Here is an 18,425-nt window from a genome sequence, read left to right as displayed (position 1 = left end):
GGATGCTGTATCCCCGGGTCAGCCTCTATGCGATGATGCTCGCCTCGGCGGGGATCCCGCTGTACATCCATCTGCCGCAGTTTGCCTCGGTGAACCTCGGGATCGGGCTGGGCGCGCTTGGCGGCATCCTGCTGGCCATCCGGCTGTTCGACCTTGTGCAGGATCCGCTGATTGGCTGGGCCATCGACCGCTGGCCGCAGATGCAGCCGTGGTTCGCGCTGGCGGCTGCTGGCGGGCTGACGATCGGATTTCCGCTGCTGTTCGGGCTGACGGCCGGGCCGCTGGCGGTGGCGAAACTGGTGCTGGTGCTGCTCCTGCTGTTCTCGGCCTACAGTCTGGGGATGATCCTGCTTTACGGCCGCAGCGCCACGCTGGCCAAACAATCCACCCCGCGAGAACTTTTGACATTGGCCGCCTTCCGCGAAGCCGGAATGCTGAGCGGCGTGATCTTTGCGGCCATCGCACCGGCGGTTCTGGTGGCACTCGGGGCCGCAGGCCAAGGCTACGCGGCCTTTGGCCTGGTGCTTGGGGTCGTTGCCTTGTTCACCGCGGCCGCGACCCGGCCGGTCTGGAGGCGCCCGGCGGTCACCGGCCAGCCGTTGTCAGCCATGGCCCTGGCACAGGCCGGGGCGCTGCGCCTGCTGACGCTCGCGGTGCTGAACAGCCTGCCGGTGGCGCTGACCTCCACCCTGTTCCTGTTCTTTGTCGAAGACCACCTGCAGCTTGCGGGCTACGCCGGGCCGCTGCTGGTTCTGTTTTTCCTCTGCGCCGGGCTGAGCGTACCGCTGTGGGCGCGCCTCAGCCAGCGGATCGGAGCAAAGGAGACGCTGCTGATCGCCATGCCGCTGGCAATCGCCAGCTTTGCCGGCGCCGCGGCGCTGGGTCCGGGCAGCCTGCCGGGGTTTGCCCTGATCTGCGCGGTCTCGGGCGCCACGCTTGGGGCTGACATGGTGCTGCTGCCCGCGATGTTCAGCATCGCGCTGACCCGCGCGGGCCTCAATGCCTCTGCCGCCTTCGGCATCTGGTCCTTCGCGGGCAAGCTGGCGCTGGCGCTGGCCGCCGCGCTGGCGCTGCCGCTTTTGCAGCAGCAGGGGTTCCGGCCCGGAGCGGACAACAGCCCGCAGGCGCTGCGCGCCCTTGCCCTGTCCTATGCGGTTCTGCCCTGCATCCTGAAGACCGCCGCCTTCGCCTTTGCCCTGACCCTGCCATCCGAAAGAGCAACAGCATGAAACTCCTCACCATCTGCCTTGCGATCCTGCTTCTTGCCACCTTTGCGCGCAGCTACCTGTTCAGCTTCCGCGCGCAGGCACCCGGGGATTATTCCGGCACCGGCCCCGATTTCGTCCTGACCAAACACCTCTCGGGCGAGATCCTCTCCGAAGGGGTGATCTTTGGTCCCGATGGCCGCATGTCCAACAGCTTCACTGCCCGCATGGTGGGAGAATGGAACGGCGACACCGGCACGCTGAGCGAGGAGTTCACCTATTCCAACGGCACCAGCCAAAGCCGCAAATGGCATCTGCGACTTGGTCCGGGCAACAGCTTCACCGCCACCGCCGATGACATCGTCGGAGAGGCGCAGGGCACGGTTTCCGGCTCCACCGTGCGCCTCAGCTACGAGATCATCCTGCCGGAACGCTCTGGCGGGCACCGGCTGACGGCCACCGACTGGCTGTATCTAACCGAGGACGGCGTCATCATGAACCGGGCCGAGATGCGCAAGTTCGGCGTCAAGGTTGCCGAGCTGGTCGCCACCATGCGGCCCGTGCAATGACCTTCCCGGGCGCTGCGGCATGACCGACGAACGCGAACCCGCTGCCGCTGGCAACCTCATCCTCATCCTGGGTGATCAGCTCAGCCGCAATATTCCTTCGCTGAAGGACGCGGACCCGTCGCGTGACATCCTTCTGATGGCCGAAGTGATGGAAGAAGCCTCCTATGTCCGCCACCACAAGAAGAAGATCGCCTTTGTGTTTTCGGCCATGCGCCATTTCGAGCAGGAGCTGGAAGCCGACGGCTGGCAGCTGCGATACGTGCGGCTGGACGATCCCGGCAACTCCGGCAGCCTGACCGGCGAGATCGACCGGCTGCGCGCGGACCATCCGCAGGCGCGGGTGGTGGTTACGGAGCCCGGAGAATACCGGCTGAAGTCCGCGCTGCTGGATTGGGCGGAACAGGCGGGTGTCGAACTGGACATGCGGCAGGACAACCGCTTTCTCTGCTCCCACCAGCAGTTTCAGCAATGGGCCGAGGGGCGCAAACAGCTGCGGATGGAGTATTTCTACCGCGAAATGCGCCGCGAGACCGGGTTGCTGATGAATGGCGATCAGCCGGAGGGCGGCAGGTGGAACTTCGACGATGAGAACCGCAAGCCCGCGAGCGGTGGAATGTTCCTGCCACGCCCGCTGCAAACCACGCCCGACAGCATCACCGAGGAGGTTCTGGACCTGGTTGACGCCCGCTTTGGCGGCAATTTCGGCAGCCTGCGCCCGTTCTGGTTCACAGTGACGCGGACCGGCGCGCTGGAGGCGCTTGAAGGCTTCGTGGAACAGGCGCTGCCGGATTTCGGCGACTATCAGGACGCCATGCTGGAGGGCGAGCGGTTCCTCTACCACTCGGTCCTGTCGCATTACATCAACGCGGGCCTGCTGGAGCCGCTGGAGGTCTGCCGCCGGGTCGAGCGCGCCTATTACGAAGGCCACGCGCCGCTGAACGCGGCGGAGGGGCTCATCCGCCAGATCATCGGCTGGCGCGAGTACATGCGCGGCATCTACTGGCTCAACATGCCGGGCTATACCGAACAGAATTTCCTTGAGGCGACCCGCCCCCTGCCGGACTTCTACTGGACCGGCAAGACCGACATGGCCTGCCTGGCCGCCGCCATCACCCAGACCCGAAAAGAGGCCTATGCGCATCACATCCAGCGCCTGATGGTGACGGGCAACTTTGCCCTGCTGGCGGGGGTCGATCCGTTTCAGGTGCACGAATGGTATCTGGCGGTCTACGCCGACGCTTATGAATGGGTCGAGGCGCCGAACGTCATCGGCATGAGCCAGTTTGCCGACGGCGGCCTGCTGGGATCAAAGCCCTATGCCGCCAGCGGCAATTACATCAACAAGATGTCAGATCACTGCGTCGGATGCCGCTATGACGTGAAACAGAAGACCGGCCCAGACGCCTGCCCGTTCAACCCGCTCTACTGGGACTTTCTTTTACGCAATGCGGATAAATTGAGCCAAAATCCCCGTCTGCGCCAAGTGTATCGCACGTGGGACAGGATGGCCGCCGACAAGCAGGAGGACTACCTCCGCTCCGCTAAGAACGTGCTGGAACGGCTGTTCCCTGACCACTCTGACACCTAGCGCGGCCCTTTCGCGCAACCGCTTTCGCAAAACAAGGCCGCCTTGCAACCAAGGCGGCCTTGAATATCCGGGCAGCAGGCGCTTGATCACCCCCGCGCAGTTCACATGCTGCAATCCGCGCGGCGCGGCATCAGGCTGCGCCCAGGTCAGCGACCAGAGATACTTTCGGCAGAGGCGAGGCCCGGCGCGTCCGACTTGCCGCCAAGCTTGTCGCGCACCCCGGCTTCGATCCTGTCACCCGTTTCGCGGTCAATGTTGCGCCAGTATTCGAACGCACGCTCCAGCACCTTTTCGCTGACCCCGTCGCAAAGATGTCCCACCACGTTGTCGACAAGCCGCGCCCGCGCGGCGTCGTCCATCACTTCGCGGACAAGCGTGCCCGCCTGGCTCCAGTCGTCATCGTCCTCGCGCAGGGTATAGGCAGCGCGCACCATGTCGCCATCCGCATGCCACAGGCCCGCTTCAGCGCCGATGTCGGGCTGCGCGGCCGGGCCACCGTAGGAATTCGGCGCATAGACCGGGTCCGAGACCTTCTCGGTCCGCCCTGCCCCATCCTTGGAGTAGCTGTAGACGGGGCATTTGGGACTGTTGACCGGGATCTGCTTGTAATTCACGCCGAGCCGTGCCCGGTGCGCATCGGCGTAGGAAAAGCCACGCGCCAGCAGCATCTTGTCCGGAGACAGCCCGACCCCCGGCACCATATTGTTCGGCTCGAAGGCCGCTTGCTCGATCTCGGTGTGGAAATCGGTCGGATTGCGATCAAGTGTCAACTTGCCGACCTCGATCAGCGGATAATCCGCATGCGGCCACACCTTGGTGAGGTCAAACGGGTTGATGCGATATGTCTTTGCGTCCTCATAGGGCATGATCTGCCATTTCAGCGTCCAGCTGGGGTAATTGCCATCCCGGATCGCATTGAACAGGTCACGGCGATGGTAGTCCCCGTCACGTCCGGCCATCTTGTCCGCCTCGTCCTGGCTGAGATAGGCGTTGCCGTCACCCTGATCGGTGTGGAAGTGAAGTTTCACCCAGAATTTCTCACCCTCGGCATTCACCAACGAATAGGTGTGGCTGGAATAGCCGTTCATCTCGCGCCAAGTGCGTGGGATGCCCCGGTCACCCATCAGATACGTCACCTGATGCGCGCTTTCAGGGGACAGCGTCCAGAAGTCCCACTGCATGTCATGGTCGCGCATATCGTTGTCGGCGCGACGTTTCTGGCTGCGGATGAAGTGCTGAAACTTCATCGGATCACGAATGAAGAAGATCGGGGTGTTATTGCCGACCATGTCGAAATTGCCGTCCTCGGTATACATCTTGACGGCAAAGCCACGCGGGTCGCGCCAGGTATCCGGGCTGCCGCGCTCCCCCGCCACGGTCGAGAACCGCGCCAGGACCTCGCAGGACGCCCCCGGCTGAAAGATCTTGGCCTTGGTGTAGCGCGACACATCCTGCGTGGTTTCGAAACGACCGAAAGCACCACCGCCCTTTGCATGGGGTTGCCGTTCGGGGATCCGCTCGCGGTTGAAGTTCGCCATCTGCTCGAGCAGATAGTGATCGTTCAGCACGATCGGCCCATCTGGGCCTACCGTGAGCGAATGCTCGTCACTTTGGACAGGGATACCTGCATCGGTGGTGGTTGGCGGAACGCCCTTCTTGTCGGTCATGTCATCTTTCCCTCTGGGTTCGCTCCCCAAAGCAACGCATGATCGTACGAAGTAGTTCCCCTTCAACTTCCAGAGCCCCAGCAGCGCCCATAGACCGGCAACCGGCAGCAGGAACCCGTGTTCCCACTTTTGGCAGTGCAAGGCGGTCGTCAACCGCGGCACGGCTTTGCGACATCGCGGCCACCGCCTGCAGTTTACGTGTTCACTTGCTGCGCAAAGACCCCTGGTTCTGCTGCAAAAACCACCGATATGTCTCCGCGATCCCCTCTTCTAGGTCGATGCTGGCTTCCCAGCCCAGCCGCGACAACCGCGACACATCCATCAATTTCCGCATCGTACCGTCCGGCTTGGTCGTGTCGAACTCCAGCTCTCCGCGGAAACCGGTGATGCGGGCGATCATTTCGGCAAGCGACCTGATGTCCAGCGATTTGCCGCTGCCAACATTGATATGTGACAGCATCGGACTGGTTTCGCGCTGGTACGTCTCCAGCGGCAGATCCATCACGAACAGCGATGCCGCCGCCATGTCGTCAACGTGCAGAAATTCCCGCTGCGGCGCGCCGCTGCCCCAGATCACGACCTTTTCGTGCCCCTGCTGAACCGCCTCATGGAAACGACGGATCAGCCCCGGCAGCACATGCGAGTTTTCCGGGTGGAAATTGTCACCCGGTCCATAAAGGTTGGTCGGCATCACCGAGCGGTAGTCGGTGCCATACTGGCGGTTGTAGCTTTCACACAACTTGATGCCTGCAATCTTTGCAATTGCGTAGGGCTCGTTTGTTGCCTCCAGCGGCCCGGACAACAGCTGCTCTTCCCGGGTCGGGGTGTCGGCCTCCTTGGGGTAGATACAGGACGATCCGAGTTGCAGAAGGCTTTGCACCCCGGCTTCATAGGCAGCGTGGATCACATTGCACTGGATCATCAGGTTTTCGTAGATGAACTGCGCCGGGTAGGTGTTGTTGGCATGAATGCCCCCCACCCGTGCCGCCGCCAGGATCACCTGGTCCGGCCGCTCCACCCGAAAGAAGCGAAAGACCGCCTGTTGATCCGTCAGGTCCAACTCCGCGGAGTTGCGGGTGACCAGGTCCAGCGGCTCCCCCTTGGCCCGGCGCTCGGCGAGCTGGCGCATGATCGCACTGCCAACCATACCACGGTGACCCGCCACGAATATCTTCATGCGTTCAGTCCTCCAGCGAGACCGGCATCTCGTAGCCGTGCTCCTTGAGCAGCGCGTGGCGGCGGGCTGTGTGCAAATCCTCGGATATCATTTCGGCGCACATTTCCTGTGCCGTGATCTCCGGCACCCAACCCAGCTTTTCTTTCGCCTTGGTCGGGTCCCCCAACAGCGTTTCCACTTCCGCCGGGCGGAAATACCGCGGGTCGATCCGTACCACCACGTCTCCGGGTTTCAGGGCAGGCGCCCGATCCCCCTCTATCGCGGCCACCGTAGCAATTTCCTCTACACCGCTGCCAGAGAACTCCAGCATGATCCCCAGTTCCGCAGCCGCCCACTTGATGAACTGGCGCACCGTGTACTGCTGTCCGGTCGCGATGACAAAATCATCCGCCGCCTCCTGCTGCAGCATCATCCACTGCATGCGCACATAGTCCTTGGCGTGTCCCCAGTCGCGCAGCGCGTCGATATTGCCCATGTAGAGACAAGGCTCCAGCCCCTGCGCAATATTGGCCAGCCCGCGGGTAATCTTGCGGGTCACGAAGGTCTCGCCGCGGCGCGGGCTCTCGTGGTTGAACAGGATACCGTTGCAGGCATACATGCCATAGGCTTCCCGGTAGTTCACCGTGATCCAGTAGGCATAGAGTTTGGCCACCGCATAGGGTGACCGGGGATAGAACGGAGTGGTTTCCCGCTGCGGGGTTTCCTGAACCAGACCATAAAGCTCGGACGTCGAGGCCTGGTAGAAGCGGGTCTTTTCCTCCAGCCCGAGAAAGCGGATTGCTTCCAGCAGGCGCAGGGTGCCGATCCCATCCACGTCAGCGGTATATTCCGGCGCCTCGAAGGACACCGCCACGTGGGATTGCGCCCCGAGGTTATATACCTCGTCCGGCTCCACCTCGCGCATGATGCGGGTCAGGTTCGAGGTGTCGGTCAGGTCCCCATAATGCAGTTTGAAGCGGGCGTGATCCGTATGCGGGTCCTGGTAGATATGATCGATCCGCTGGGTGTTGAACGACGAGGCGCGCCGCTTGATGCCATGTACCTCATAGCCTTTTTCCAGCAGCAGTTCCGCCAGATAAGACCCGTCTTGCCCGGTAACGCCTGTAATCAGAGCTTTTTTCATAGACCGTATTCCGTCGTGTTCTGTGATGTGGCTTTCACAAAGCCACCTTGGCTCGCGTCCTTCTCAGGCCGCTGCAGCGCTCATGTCTTTTGGCCGGGCAACGGAAGCAAAGACCTCCGCCACCCTCTGCGCATCGGCGCGGCCCAGATTGTGGTGGTTCGGCAAGTAGATGCCGAATTCATGGACCAGGTCCGCATTGGGCAGGACCTGTTCGCCATATTCGCGCACCCAGAAAGGATGGCGCGCGATGTTGCCACAGATCAGCGGGCGGCATTCGATCTGGTGCGCCTTCAGCGTTTCAAACACCTCCATCCGGTTTTCCACCAGCGTTCCGTAGGCGAAGGACGACAGCAGCCCGGTATCGCTGCGCTGCCGGTAGTGACAGGGCAGAGCCTCTGCATAGGCGTCGAAGTTGCGCGCCCGGACGGTGCAGATGTCATCCAGCTTCTTCAGCTGCATGCGCCCGATAAAGGCCTGAAGGTCAGTGGAGCGCAGATTGAAGCCCGCATGGTAAAAGGTGTAGAAATTGCGGAATTCGTCGATCTTGTGCTGGCTTTTCAACCGCTCGCGGCGCTGCGGATCCAGGTCGCGGCTCCAGCCATGGGACCGCAGCGACAGCATCACCTGGTGCAGCTCGGCATCGTCGGTGACGACCATGCCGCCTTCGATGGTCGAGATATGATGGCCGTAGTAGAATGAAAAACTGCCCGCCGCGCCATGGCAACCCAGCTTGCGATCCCCATAGGTGGATCCCAGCGCCTCGCAACTGTCTTCCAGCAGCAGGATGTCGTAGCGGTCGCAGATCTCCTTGATTTCCTTCATGTGATTTGCGTGGCCCAGCACATGCACCAGGATGAGCATCGACGGCGCTTCCTTGCGGCAAAGCTCCTCGAGATGGTTGAGATCGAGGCCCAGATTGTCCGGGTCGCAGTCACAAAGTCGTACGTCAAAGCCCAGCTGCATCAGCGGCGATACTGTAGTGACCCAGCTGACTGCGGGCGCAATCACCTTGTTGTTGCGCAACCGCCCGGCTTCCTTGGCGGCGTAGATCATCAGCAAATTGGCCGAAGATCCCGAGTTGACGAAGACCGCGTGGTTGCAGCCCATCCACTCCGCGAATTCGCGCTCGAACTCCACGGTCAGCGCGTCCTTGGTCAGCCGGTTGCCGGCCAGCATCCATTCCGCTGTCGCTTCCAGTTCGGCCTGCGAAATCGTTTCCTCTGCCAGTGTCACCGGCTTTCGGGCTATCATGTTCATGCGCGTGCCTCCCGCACAGCCTGCATGGCCTTCAGTTCCACATAGTAGTGGCGCACCTCATTGTAGGCCGCCGCGATCTCGGCCTTCTTGCGCGCATCCTTGAAGGCATCGATCGTGATGCTGCCATCATGGGCGCGGAAGCTGGCCAGGGGTTCCTTGACAAAGCCCACCTTGGGGTAGCGCAGCATCGACAGCAGCGACGCAAAAATATCCGGCCCCACGCCGTGATACTCATGCCCCTGCAGCGGCAAGCGCCCCTGGTACAGCGCGTCAATCAGGATCTGTTTGCGAAACACCGCCGCGCCGGGCGAAATCAGCGATCCGACGATCTTTTCCTCGGCCAGATGGTTTTCGAAGACCCCCGAAGACGGCAACCAATCCAGAAACTGGGTCATCATCTGCTTGCCGCTGCTGTCGTCGACCACCTCGGCGCCGGTAAAGGCAAAGCCCACGTCACCTTTCAGCAGCGCCGCGCATTTCTCGATGAAGGTGGGGTGAATCCAGTCATCGTCATACTGCAGATGCACATACTCTCCCGAGGCATGCAGCACCCCCTCCAGCCAGCAGAAGTGCGGGCCGAAATCGCGCTCGCGGCGCACGTAGATGATCTTGTCACCGTAGCGTTCTGCAACCTCCGGCGTAGTGTCGGTCGACCCGTGATCCACCACGATGACCTCGCAGGGATGGGTTTGCGCCAGAGCACTGTCGATGGCCTTTGGCAGCATCTCCGCCCGGTTGAAGGTCGGGATAACGATGGAAATCTGTTCAGGCATTACCTTCTCCAAGTATGTCGTGCAGGCGCGAAACATCCGCGACCAGATTGTTGCTCTGCCCCATGGGTTTGATCTTGAGTGGGAACGGTGCCAGGGATCGGGCGAAATCAGCCACCGTCATCGGCTTGCCTGAGGCCACGTTCACCACGCCTTCCGCGTCCGACAGCGCCAGCCGCGCCAGATACCGCGCGGCAGCGCTGGCGGGGAGAAAATCCCTCAGGCCGTCCGCGCCATACAGTTCGAACTCGGCGTCCGGATCCGCCTCGGCAAACCGCCTTTCCAGCGACGGTCGCAGGTAGCTGCCGGTCTGGTTAGGATCGTGAATGGAGAACACGCGACCAATGCACAGCGACCGACCCGACGCGGCGCAAATTTCCTGCGCGGCCTGTTCAGCCATCAACTTGCTCTGCCCGTAGACCGAGACCGGCTTGGTCTCCGCCGTCTCCGGAATCGGGGTTCCCCGGCTGGCGTAAACATGACTGGACGAACACAGCAGCATCCGGGCGGACGAGCCCGCAAGCGCCGACAGCAGATTGATCGTCCCGCCGACATTGACCGCATAGGCCTTGGCCGGGTTGGCGTTGACATCTGCAACCGGAACCATGGCGGCCAGGTGAATAACGAGGTCCAGCGGGCCCGCCTCTGCCAATGCCGCGGTGGTCTCCGCAAGGTTGGTCAGGTCAGCCCTGTTGCGGATCACCTCGGCCCCGGGGGCAAGCTCGGCCAGCGCGTTGAGCGCATGACGGCCGACAATGCCGCCGCTGCCCGTGATATAGATCTTCGCGGCCATTGTTACTCCGCGGCAACCGGTTGCGCGGGAATGCCAAAGATCCTGCGGTAGCGCGCTTCCAGACTGGCGCTCTGCTTTTCGATCTTGTTCAGCGGTCGCCGCGCGGCAAAGGTCTCCGGCTTGTTGTACCAGGAGAAATCATTGCTGAGCACGCCGTTGGCAAAGGACTTCTTGCTCAGCCCTTCCGTCTTGACGAGTTCATTGTCCTTGTGCGGCCGGAATTCCGCCTGGGCGTCCGGATCGGAGTAGTACCGGCCAATGATCTTCGGCAGGCGTGTCAGCTTCAGTTTCTTCTGCTGCAGCAAGGTCCAGAAGATCGTGTCACCAATCGACAGGATCGGCTCTCCATTGCCAAAATAAGTCGGGTACCATTTGCCGACGATATCCAGATCCCAGAGCGTGGCGGCGCCGAAGGTGCCGCGCTCGCCCGATCCGCTGCCCAACCTCAGCCCTTGTTGGGGGCGCGGCGGCCAGTTCGGCACGAACTGGGTGTCTTCGATCCCCGTCACCGGAAACTCCAGCGACAGATGCTCCCGGTCGAAACAGATCAGCCAGTCGCCGCCGACCAGGGCAGACTTGGTCGTCCTCGCGGCCTCCACCAGTTCCCGCGCAGCGCCAACCGCCAGCCGGTCATCCATGTTGAGGTTCATGACATAGCGGGTCTTGGCAAGCGCCACCCCCGCAGCCCAGGCTTCGTAAATGGTCAGGGGAGCGGAAAAGGAATGCCACGGCGCGTCCAGCCAATCCGGGGCCTCATCTCCATTATCAAAGATGTAGCAGGGTTCCACAGGGATGGACTGCGCTTTCAGGTTTTCCCAATGCGAACGCAGCAGCTCCAGCTTGTCGGTTTGCTTGTGCCAGACCGCGCAGAAAACGGTGACCAGTGGCCGGTTCTCTTGCGTTTCATCGGGCTGATTATGGGATACGAACTGCATTCCGTGGCTTCTCCAATTCCCTGCGCGTGGGATTCTCCCAGCTGGAATTGGAATACGGAGCAAAAAATAAGATTGAGTTAAATTGCCAAGACTGGAGCCACGGGTGACATGGGTAAAATCGCCCCCTTGATGTCAGGCTACATCAATGCGTACAGCTCTGCAGGCTCGGCTCCGCAGAAAGCCGCGCCGCGACAGGCCCGCTCCTCTACCGGCTGATCGACGAGCAGCCTGACAGACACACGTCTCCCCCTCGGAAAGCGCACAAAAAGCCTCGGTACGACCGCCACAAATGGATCAAGTAGTCGCAAGAAACGAAGGGGTGACGGCGCTCACGGTGGCTGCTGCCCTGCAGTCACCTTTCTGGCATTACCTGCCAAGCATTTCCGGTCTTCTGGTTATGACGCCGCCCCATCGGCCTTGGTCAAAAGGTAACAGCAGGCCTCGGTGTCGAACCCTTCGACCTTGTATCCTTGGGAAAAGGCGGAAGTCATTTCTTCCCGCACCCGAAGCCGCTCGGAAATTGCCGCGTCCAGATCGGCAACCCGGAGCCTGTCCAGGTCTTTGGGAACCTCGACCGTCAAGGTCTCCCCTGCCCCGTCCACGACAGCCGTTGCCTGCCCTTTTGCCAGCGCTTCAACGCGCGGAGCGGTCAGGTGCCAGTCGACAAGCAGCCGGTCGGATGGAATGCCAGCGTTGATGCCGACCATTTCACCGTAATAATCTTGGTAATAGGTGCTGGCAGACCCGCCCAGACGGGCGATATTCAGCCCCGCGTTGATGCGGCGCAGCGGATCGAACGTCCAGCGGACCAGCGTGATACCGCGTGCGAGGCACCAGTCGCGCTGGAACCATTTCAGCTTCGCTCCCAATCCCATCCCGCGGCTGTCGGGATGCACGGCCAACCGGTGCGAGTGCTGGATATGCGGCTGGCTGGTGGGAAAGCCGAACAGAAATCCCAGCATGCGCCCGTCCTTGAAGGCCCCCGCGACCAGCCCGCCTTCGTGCTGGATCGCCAGCATCAGATCCGAGTTGTCCGGCGGATCGTCCTTGCCCCAGACCTCTTTCTGGAACCACTCCGCGTGCTTGAGTTCAGCCACGCCGCTCAGCTCGCGCAGGACCAGCCCTGCGTTCGGCATGTTCATGCGGTGACCTCCTCGGTGTGGTCGGTGACGGTCTCCAGATAGGCACGGTCCAGCGTGACGCCGATACCCGGCCCCTGCCGGGGCACCGGCATTTCACCATTGCGCGCCTCAAGCGGCTCGTTGGTGATGTCGCGTTCGAAATAGCGGCTGGCACTGGAGGTGTCGCCGGGCTTGGTGAAATTGGCGAGTGTCGCCAGGTGGATGTTATGCGCCCGGCCGATGCCGCTTTCCAGCATGCCGCCGCACCAGACCGGCACGCCGAAGGCGGCGCAGGTGTCGTGGATGGCGCGCGCCTCGGCAAAGCCGCCGACGCGGCCGACCTTGATGTTGATGACCCGCGCGGCGCCGGTTTCCAGCGCCTTGCGCGCGTCGCTGGCGCTGCGAATGCTTTCATCGAGGCAGATCGCGGTCCGCAGGCTGCGCTGCACCTTGGCGTGGTCGTGGATGTCGTCATGGGCCAGCGGCTGTTCGATGTAATCCAGCCCGAAATCGTCCAGCGCCTGCAGCACCGGCAGATCCGCCAGCCCGTAGTCTGTATTGGCATCGACTGTCAGCTTGATGTCCGGGTATTCACTGCGGACCGCCTCGACGATGCGGACGTCATGGCCCTGCGCGATCTTCAGCTTGGTGCGCTTGTAGCCCTGCTCCAGCGCCGCGCCGACCCGCTCCAGCGTGGTCTCCACCGGTGCGATGCCCAGGCTTACGCCGACGTCGACATGATCGCCGGTACCGCCCAGAGCCGCCTGCAAAGGCAGGCCAAGGCTCTTGGCCCAAAGGTCCCAGAAGGCCATTTCAACCACCGCCTTGGCCATGCGGTTGCCGCGCCAGGGCGACAGGATCCGCTGCAACTCATAGGGCGAGGCAAAGCGCTTGCCGACGATCTTCGGCAGCAGTACCTCGCGCAGGAAGGTCATCGCGCCAGAGATGGTCTCTTCGAGGTAATCCGGCGCCGGGTCCATCACCGCTTCGGCGACGCCTTCAATGCCTTCGCCCTTCAGCACCAGCAGCGGAAAGGTCTTGGCGGTCATCGTCCCGGAGGAAATGACGAAGGGGGTCAGCAACGGCAGGCTGACGATGCGCAGCTCGGCGCTCTCGATGCGGATGCCCTGGTGCAGCGGGGCGGGCGAAATGGGGGCGTCACTGGACATATCTGAAACCTGAATAAGGGCCGGGATTACATCGCCTTGGCGATGAACCGGCGGAATTCGTCTGTTTTGGGATTGGTGAACATCTCTTCGGGCGGGCCTTGCTCAGCGATGCGGCCCTCGTGCAGAAAGACCACCTCCGAGGACACCTCACGAGCAAAGCCCATCTCGTGGGTGACGACAATCATCGTGCGTCCCTCGGCGGCCAGGTCCTGCATCACCTTCAGAACCTCGCCCACCAGCTCGGGGTCGAGCGCCGAGGTCGGCTCGTCGAACAGGATTGCATCTGGCTCCATCGCCAAGGCGCGGGCGATCGCCACGCGCTGCTGCTGGCCGCCGGACAGCTGTGCGGGGTACATCTGCATGCGCTCCTGCAAACCAACCCGCCGCAGCAGCATTTCGGCGCGGTCACGGGCTTCGGCCTTGCTCTCGCCCTTGACCTGGACCGGTCCTTCCATCACGTTCTCCAGCACCGTGCGGTGGGTCCACAGGTTGAACTGCTGAAACACCATGCCCAGACGGGCACGGATCGCCTCGATGTGGCGCGCGCTCTGCGGCTTGCCGTTCCTCACCAGGATCTCTTCGCCATGCACGGTCACCTTGCCCGAGGTCGGCGTTTCCAGAAAATTCAGGCAGCGCAGGAAGGTCGACTTGCCCGAGCCGGAGGAGCCAAGGATCGAGATCACGTCGTGGTTCCGGGCTTCCAGAGAGATCCCCTTGAGGACCTCGACGTTGCCAAAGGACTTGTGAATGTCTTCGGCCTTCACAATGGTATCCGATACGGTCATGCCCGTGTCTCCTTCAGGGGCTGGGCGGTGGCTTGGGGGGTATGGCGCGCGCCGATATGGCGGCTGAGGCGGCGTTCGGTCTGCCGCCAGAGCAGGACAAAAATGGCCGTGATGCAGAGGTAGATCAGCGCCGCCCAGAGATAGACCGAGAAGTCGAACGTCTTGGAAAACACCTGCCGGGTGCGGCCCATCAGGTCAAAGACGGTGACCACGCTGGCCAGGGCGCTGGCCTTCATCAGCAGGATCACCTCGTTGCCGAGCGCAGGCCAGGCAATCCGGTAGGCATGCGGGAACACCACCCGGCGCAGCGTCTTGAGCCTGCTGAGGCCGATGGCCTTGGCGGCTTCGATCTCGCCGCGCGGCACGCCCAGAATGCCGCCGCGCAGGATTTCGGTCTGATAGGCGGTGGAGTTCAGTGCAAAGGCCAGCAGCGCGCAGTTGAACGGATCGCGGAAAAAGCTCCACAGGCCCCACTCCTGCAGCAGCGGGCGAAACTGACCCGAGCCGTAGAAGATCAGGAACAGCTGCGCCAGGATCGGGGTGCCGCGCATGAACGACACATAGATCCGCAGCGGCGCCTGCGCCATCGGCGCGGCATGGACGCGGACCAGCGCAAGCACCGGGGAGACCGCGGCGGCGATCAGCGCCCCCATGAGCGTCAGCTTGATCGTCATCAGAGTGCCGTCCAGCAGCCGGGGCCAGTATTGCACCAGAATTTCAAAGGGGTTCATCTCAGGCCCTCCGGATGCCGCGGTTGGCGCGGCGTTCCATCTGCGCCAGCACCAGTTCCGACAGGACGCACATCGCCCAGTAGATCAGGCAGGCCAGCAGGTAGAAGGTGAAGGGTTGCTTGGTCACACCCACGGCGACCTTGGTCATCCGCATCAGATCATCTAGCGCAATGACGGAGACCAGCGCGGTATCCTTCAGCATGTTGATCCACAGGTTGCCCAGCCCCGGCAGGGCAAAGCGCCAGACCTGCGGCAGCTGGATGCGCAGGAATATCTGGCGGCTGCTCATGCCGATGGCCCGCCCCGCTTCCACCTGGCCCCGGTCCAGCGACTGGAACGCGCCGCGCAGCACTTCGGCCGCAAAGGCACCGAACACCATGCCAAGCGCCACCACACCGGCGGCAAACGGGCTGAAGTCGATGGGAGAGGCCTCAGGCGCCCACCAGCGCAGGGCTGCATTGATCAGCAGACCGGCACCGTTGTAGACCACGAACAGCGTCAGGATTTCGGGCAGGCCGCGCATGATGGTGGTGTAACCGAAGCCCAGAAACCGCAGCGGCCGCGCACGGGACATCGAGGCAAAGGCGGCCAGAAAGCCGATGCACAGGCCCACGGGCAATGTGGCGATGGCCAGCTGCACCGTGATCGCCAGCCCCTGCAGGATTTCGTCCCCCCAGCCGGCATTACCGTATGAGAACAGTTCAAACATGGATGACCTTTTCAGGCTGGAGGGACCAGGGAGATGCCCCGGTTACTTCATCGTGTAGACGTCGATGTCGAAGTACTTGTCATTGATCGCCTTGTAGGTGCCATCGGCGCGGATCTCGGCCAGCGCGGCGTTCAGCTTCTCGCGCAGCGTGTCATCCTCCTGGCGCACGGCAATGCCGACACCGTCGCCGACAAAGGCCGGATCGGTGATCGGCTCGCCCGCCAGTTCGCAGCAGCTGCCATCGTCGCTCTTGGTGGTCCAGTCCAGCATCGGCAGCATGTCCCCGACCTGCAGGTCGATACGGCCCGAGGCCATGTCGAGGTTGACCTCGTCCTGCGTCGGATAGAGGCGGATGTCGGCGTCCGGATAGGCCGCCTCGATGTAGTCGGCCTGGGTGGTGCCCGATTGCGCGCCGATCACCATGCCGGACAGCGCCTCATTGGTGAACTCGGTGATGTCCGAACCCTTCGGCACCACATGGGTCATCGCGGCCAGATAATAGGGATCGGTGAAATCGACCTGTTTCTTGCGCTCTTCGGTGATGAACATCGAGGCAATGATGAAGTCGTACTTGTCGGCCAGAAGACCGGGAATGATGCCGTCCCAATCCTGCGCCACGACCTCGCAGTCCTCACCGATGCGTTTGCACAGCTCCAGCCCGATTTCCACGTCGAAACCGGCGATGCTGCCGTCGGATTCGATGTAGTTGAACGGCGGATAGGCCCCTTCGGTGCCAAGGCGCAGCCCCTCGGCCGAGGCCGCACCGGCTGTCATAGCCGCTGCCGCAAGCGCAAGGGTCACAGTCTTTTTCAGTGTCATCTTCTGTCTCCTGTCGGGTTCCAAGTTCTTGTTATTTTTCAATGGCGGACACCGGATCACCCACATGGCCGGTGAAACGGCCATAAAGGTCCGCGATGCGGTTCAGGCGCCCTTCGACCTGCGGCCCCAGCTCCATGAAGACGCCATTGATGATGAGGTTGGACAGGCTCGCCATCTGTGCGGTGGAGTCCCAGAACTGGTTGAACTGGGTCGGCACGGCAAAAACCTCGTCCGCCGCCTCATGGCCCCAGTCGCAGAACGCATCGGTGATCAGGGTGACCGGGATGCCGGCCGCTTTCGCGGAGCGCGCCAGCAGCTTGGCCAGCCGCGAATACCGCCGGGCCTCGAAGATCACCAGGCAGGCGTCCTGCTCCGAGGCCAGCACCTCGGCGAAATTGCCGGCGGCCAGGTCCAGCAGGGTCACCTGGTCGCGCAGATACTGCATCTGGTTGGCAAAATACTGGGCAAGCCCGCGCTCGGTCTGGAACCCGGCGACATAGACATTCTGGGTGGTGGCCAGCCGGGCGACGACAGCCTGCCATTCGGGGGAGCGGGCATATTCATAGATCTTCACCACCGCCGCGATCTCGAGCTCCATGCCTTGCGCAAGATGGCCCTCGTCATCGCGCGCGGTTTTGCGCAGCTCGTTCAGCCGGTCGCTGACCAGCCAGGGGTGATCGCCCAGATCGCCCTTCAGATGCTCCTTCATGTCCTTGAAACTGGCGTAGCCGAGGCCGCGACAGAAGCGCCCAACGGTGGCTTCGCTCACCCCGACCTTCGCGGCCAGGCTTGCGGCGGTCTCGAACGGCACCTGATCCAAGGTGCTCAGCATGAAATTGGCGATGGCCCGTTCGGCTTTCGAACCGGTTTCAAGCGCATGAGTCAGTTTGGAGCGGAGAGGGGCGGACAAAATTGCAGACCTTGCAGTGGAATGGGCTTCTTTCGAAACTCTGCAAGAAAACTTTCATTCAGTCAATGATGCAATATAAACTTTCAAAAAAGTGCTTTGGCTAGGCCCAACAAACGCCTGAAGTAACTTAAACCTGTTGAGCCGATTTTCTGGGCCCCCGCAGTCAACCGCGGCGACGCGGTCCGGAGCCGGGCCCGCATGGAGCATGCGTTTTCAGAAAATTTCTTTGGGCTGAGAGAGACGCGGAACCGCAGAAGAACATGGAAGTCCGCAGACGTGCAGCGGGCGTGATTGATGTACCACCGTGAGCGTGTCAGACCAGACGCGGATACCTACCAAAAAAACCGCTCCAAGCGCTGCCGTATTGCCCGACGTTCTTTGTCGGCATCTAGGAACTCTACGTCGATGAATTTGATTTTGGACATAGCTGGTCCATTCCCGGCGCACTGCGCCGTCCGGCTCACGATTGCACAGGGTGTGCTCGGGTAAGTGAAGGAAAGAACCTGGACAGGTCTGAGCCGCAGTCCTGCTCATAACAGCGGTTTCATTCAACAGGCAGAGCGGGCTTGTTCAGGCGAACCGGCCCCGCAAGCAGGCAAAAGGCAACCGCCCCTTATGCCATTGTTTTAAAAAGAAACCACCGGCCGCGCCGCGGCCGGTGGTCATTAAATCCGTGTCGTAATGGTCAGAAAACCCCAAAATGGTCACATTTTCGCGGGTCCCACATCTGTGAAAACCAACAACAGTTTGCAACTGCCCAGATGCGAACCAAATAAAATCAATTGCTTAGACAGGGACGCCTCCGGAAAAGTGCATTAAACCTGCAACTGAAACCAGTATAAGTTGTTTGACGTCAGCGCCAATGGGGCAGTTTGGGGTGATTTGATAAGAGAGGGTTTCTGGCACATCGTAACCACCAAGGAGTGGAGATGAGACAGAAACCCGGAACACGTAAGTGGGGAGCCTGATCTGACTGGTCCGGTTTGATTGTTAGTGCATGACTGGCCTTTGGTCCATCGGGACGATGGTTTCTGGCGCAGGCGGCCGGTATCCCAAGGCGCTGTGGGGGCGCTTGGTGTTGTAGTGTTTCCTCCAAC

At 61.9% G+C, this 18,425-nt stretch carries 18 protein-coding genes; 3 read left to right on the top strand and 15 right to left on the bottom strand.

The features are described 5' to 3' along the window. Positions 1-2: 2 nt before the first annotated feature. Genes AB9K35_RS06290 through AB9K35_RS06280 form a run of 3 tightly spaced genes read left to right on the top strand, consistent with a single transcriptional unit; the run spans position 3 to position 3,362 of the window. Positions 3-1,229 (top strand): MFS transporter, encoded by a 1,227-nt coding sequence (locus tag AB9K35_RS06290; RefSeq protein ID WP_369924932.1) that lies wholly within the window; start codon positions 3-5, stop codon positions 1,227-1,229. After that, a complete protein-coding gene (locus AB9K35_RS06285) occupies positions 1,226-1,774 on the top strand; it encodes a DUF3833 family protein (RefSeq protein WP_369924931.1) in 549 nt (182 codons plus the stop codon). Before AB9K35_RS06290 ends, AB9K35_RS06285 begins: the two co-directional genes overlap by 4 nt. A gap of 19 nt (positions 1,775-1,793) precedes the next feature. Beyond that, on the top strand, positions 1,794-3,362 hold the full coding sequence (locus AB9K35_RS06280; RefSeq protein ID WP_369924930.1) for a cryptochrome/photolyase family protein: 1,569 nt from the start codon (positions 1,794-1,796) through the stop codon (positions 3,360-3,362). Between the two features lie 146 nt (positions 3,363-3,508). Here AB9K35_RS06280 and AB9K35_RS06275 read toward each other — a convergent pair whose 3' ends face one another. The 15 genes from AB9K35_RS06275 to AB9K35_RS06205 form a co-directional block, all read right to left on the bottom strand. After that, a complete protein-coding gene (locus tag AB9K35_RS06275; RefSeq protein WP_369924929.1) occupies positions 3,509-5,029 on the bottom strand; it encodes a catalase in 1,521 nt (506 codons plus the stop codon). Between the two features lie 202 nt (positions 5,030-5,231). Beyond that, on the bottom strand, positions 5,232-6,206 hold the full coding sequence (locus AB9K35_RS06270) for a GDP-L-fucose synthase family protein (protein ID WP_369924928.1): 975 nt from the start codon (positions 6,204-6,206) through the stop codon (positions 5,232-5,234). Positions 6,207-6,210: 4 nt separating this feature from the next. After that, complete coding sequence (gene gmd / locus AB9K35_RS06265; protein WP_369924927.1) at positions 6,211-7,329, bottom strand: GDP-mannose 4,6-dehydratase; 1,119 nt, start codon at positions 7,327-7,329, stop codon at positions 6,211-6,213. Positions 7,330-7,392: 63 nt separating this feature from the next. Continuing rightward, on the bottom strand, positions 7,393-8,586 hold the full coding sequence (locus AB9K35_RS06260; protein WP_369924926.1) for a DegT/DnrJ/EryC1/StrS family aminotransferase: 1,194 nt from the start codon (positions 8,584-8,586) through the stop codon (positions 7,393-7,395). Further along, entirely contained in the window at positions 8,583-9,359 is a 777-nt protein-coding gene (locus AB9K35_RS06255) for a glycosyltransferase family 2 protein (RefSeq protein WP_369924925.1), read from the bottom strand. Before AB9K35_RS06255 ends, AB9K35_RS06260 begins: the two co-directional genes overlap by 4 nt. Further along, positions 9,352-10,149, bottom strand: coding sequence for an NAD-dependent epimerase/dehydratase family protein (locus AB9K35_RS06250; protein WP_369924924.1), 798 nt, complete (start codon positions 10,147-10,149; stop codon positions 9,352-9,354). Before AB9K35_RS06250 ends, AB9K35_RS06255 begins: the two co-directional genes overlap by 8 nt. A gap of 2 nt (positions 10,150-10,151) precedes the next feature. After that, a complete protein-coding gene (locus AB9K35_RS06245) occupies positions 10,152-11,084 on the bottom strand; it encodes a glycosyltransferase family 2 protein (RefSeq protein WP_369924923.1) in 933 nt (310 codons plus the stop codon). 395 nt (positions 11,085-11,479) lie between these two features. After that, complete coding sequence (locus AB9K35_RS06240; RefSeq protein WP_369924922.1) at positions 11,480-12,226, bottom strand: GNAT family N-acetyltransferase; 747 nt, start codon at positions 12,224-12,226, stop codon at positions 11,480-11,482. Then, positions 12,223-13,374, bottom strand: coding sequence for an o-succinylbenzoate synthase (gene menC, locus AB9K35_RS06235; RefSeq protein ID WP_369924921.1), 1,152 nt, complete (start codon positions 13,372-13,374; stop codon positions 12,223-12,225). The genes AB9K35_RS06240 and menC overlap by 4 nt, the downstream gene beginning before the upstream one ends. Before the next feature lie 26 nt (positions 13,375-13,400). Beyond that, on the bottom strand, positions 13,401-14,159 hold the full coding sequence (locus tag AB9K35_RS06230; RefSeq protein ID WP_369924920.1) for an ABC transporter ATP-binding protein: 759 nt from the start codon (positions 14,157-14,159) through the stop codon (positions 13,401-13,403). Beyond that, entirely contained in the window at positions 14,156-14,890 is a 735-nt protein-coding gene (locus AB9K35_RS06225; RefSeq protein WP_369924919.1) for an ABC transporter permease, read from the bottom strand. The genes AB9K35_RS06230 and AB9K35_RS06225 overlap by 4 nt, the downstream gene beginning before the upstream one ends. Before the next feature lies 1 nt (position 14,891). Then, positions 14,892-15,599 carry an ABC transporter permease gene (locus AB9K35_RS06220; RefSeq protein ID WP_369924918.1) on the bottom strand — a complete coding sequence of 236 codons (708 nt, stop codon included), beginning with the start codon at positions 15,597-15,599 and terminating at the stop codon, positions 14,892-14,894. A gap of 42 nt (positions 15,600-15,641) precedes the next feature. Continuing rightward, positions 15,642-16,418, bottom strand: coding sequence for an ABC transporter substrate-binding protein (locus AB9K35_RS06215; protein WP_369924917.1), 777 nt, complete (start codon positions 16,416-16,418; stop codon positions 15,642-15,644). A gap of 31 nt (positions 16,419-16,449) precedes the next feature. Next, a complete protein-coding gene (locus AB9K35_RS06210) occupies positions 16,450-17,328 on the bottom strand; it encodes a MurR/RpiR family transcriptional regulator (RefSeq protein ID WP_369924916.1) in 879 nt (292 codons plus the stop codon). 990 nt (positions 17,329-18,318) lie between these two features. Next, a partial coding sequence (locus tag AB9K35_RS06205) for an integrase core domain-containing protein (RefSeq protein WP_221831035.1) occupies positions 18,319-18,425 on the bottom strand: 107 nt, incomplete at its 5' end.

It is taken from the genome of Leisingera sp. XS_AS12 (assembly GCF_041224635.1).
Taxonomy (GTDB): domain Bacteria; phylum Pseudomonadota; class Alphaproteobacteria; order Rhodobacterales; family Rhodobacteraceae; genus Leisingera.
The sequence above is the reverse complement of the archived record's forward strand: the minus strand, read 5'-3'. Positions and strand labels throughout refer to the sequence as shown.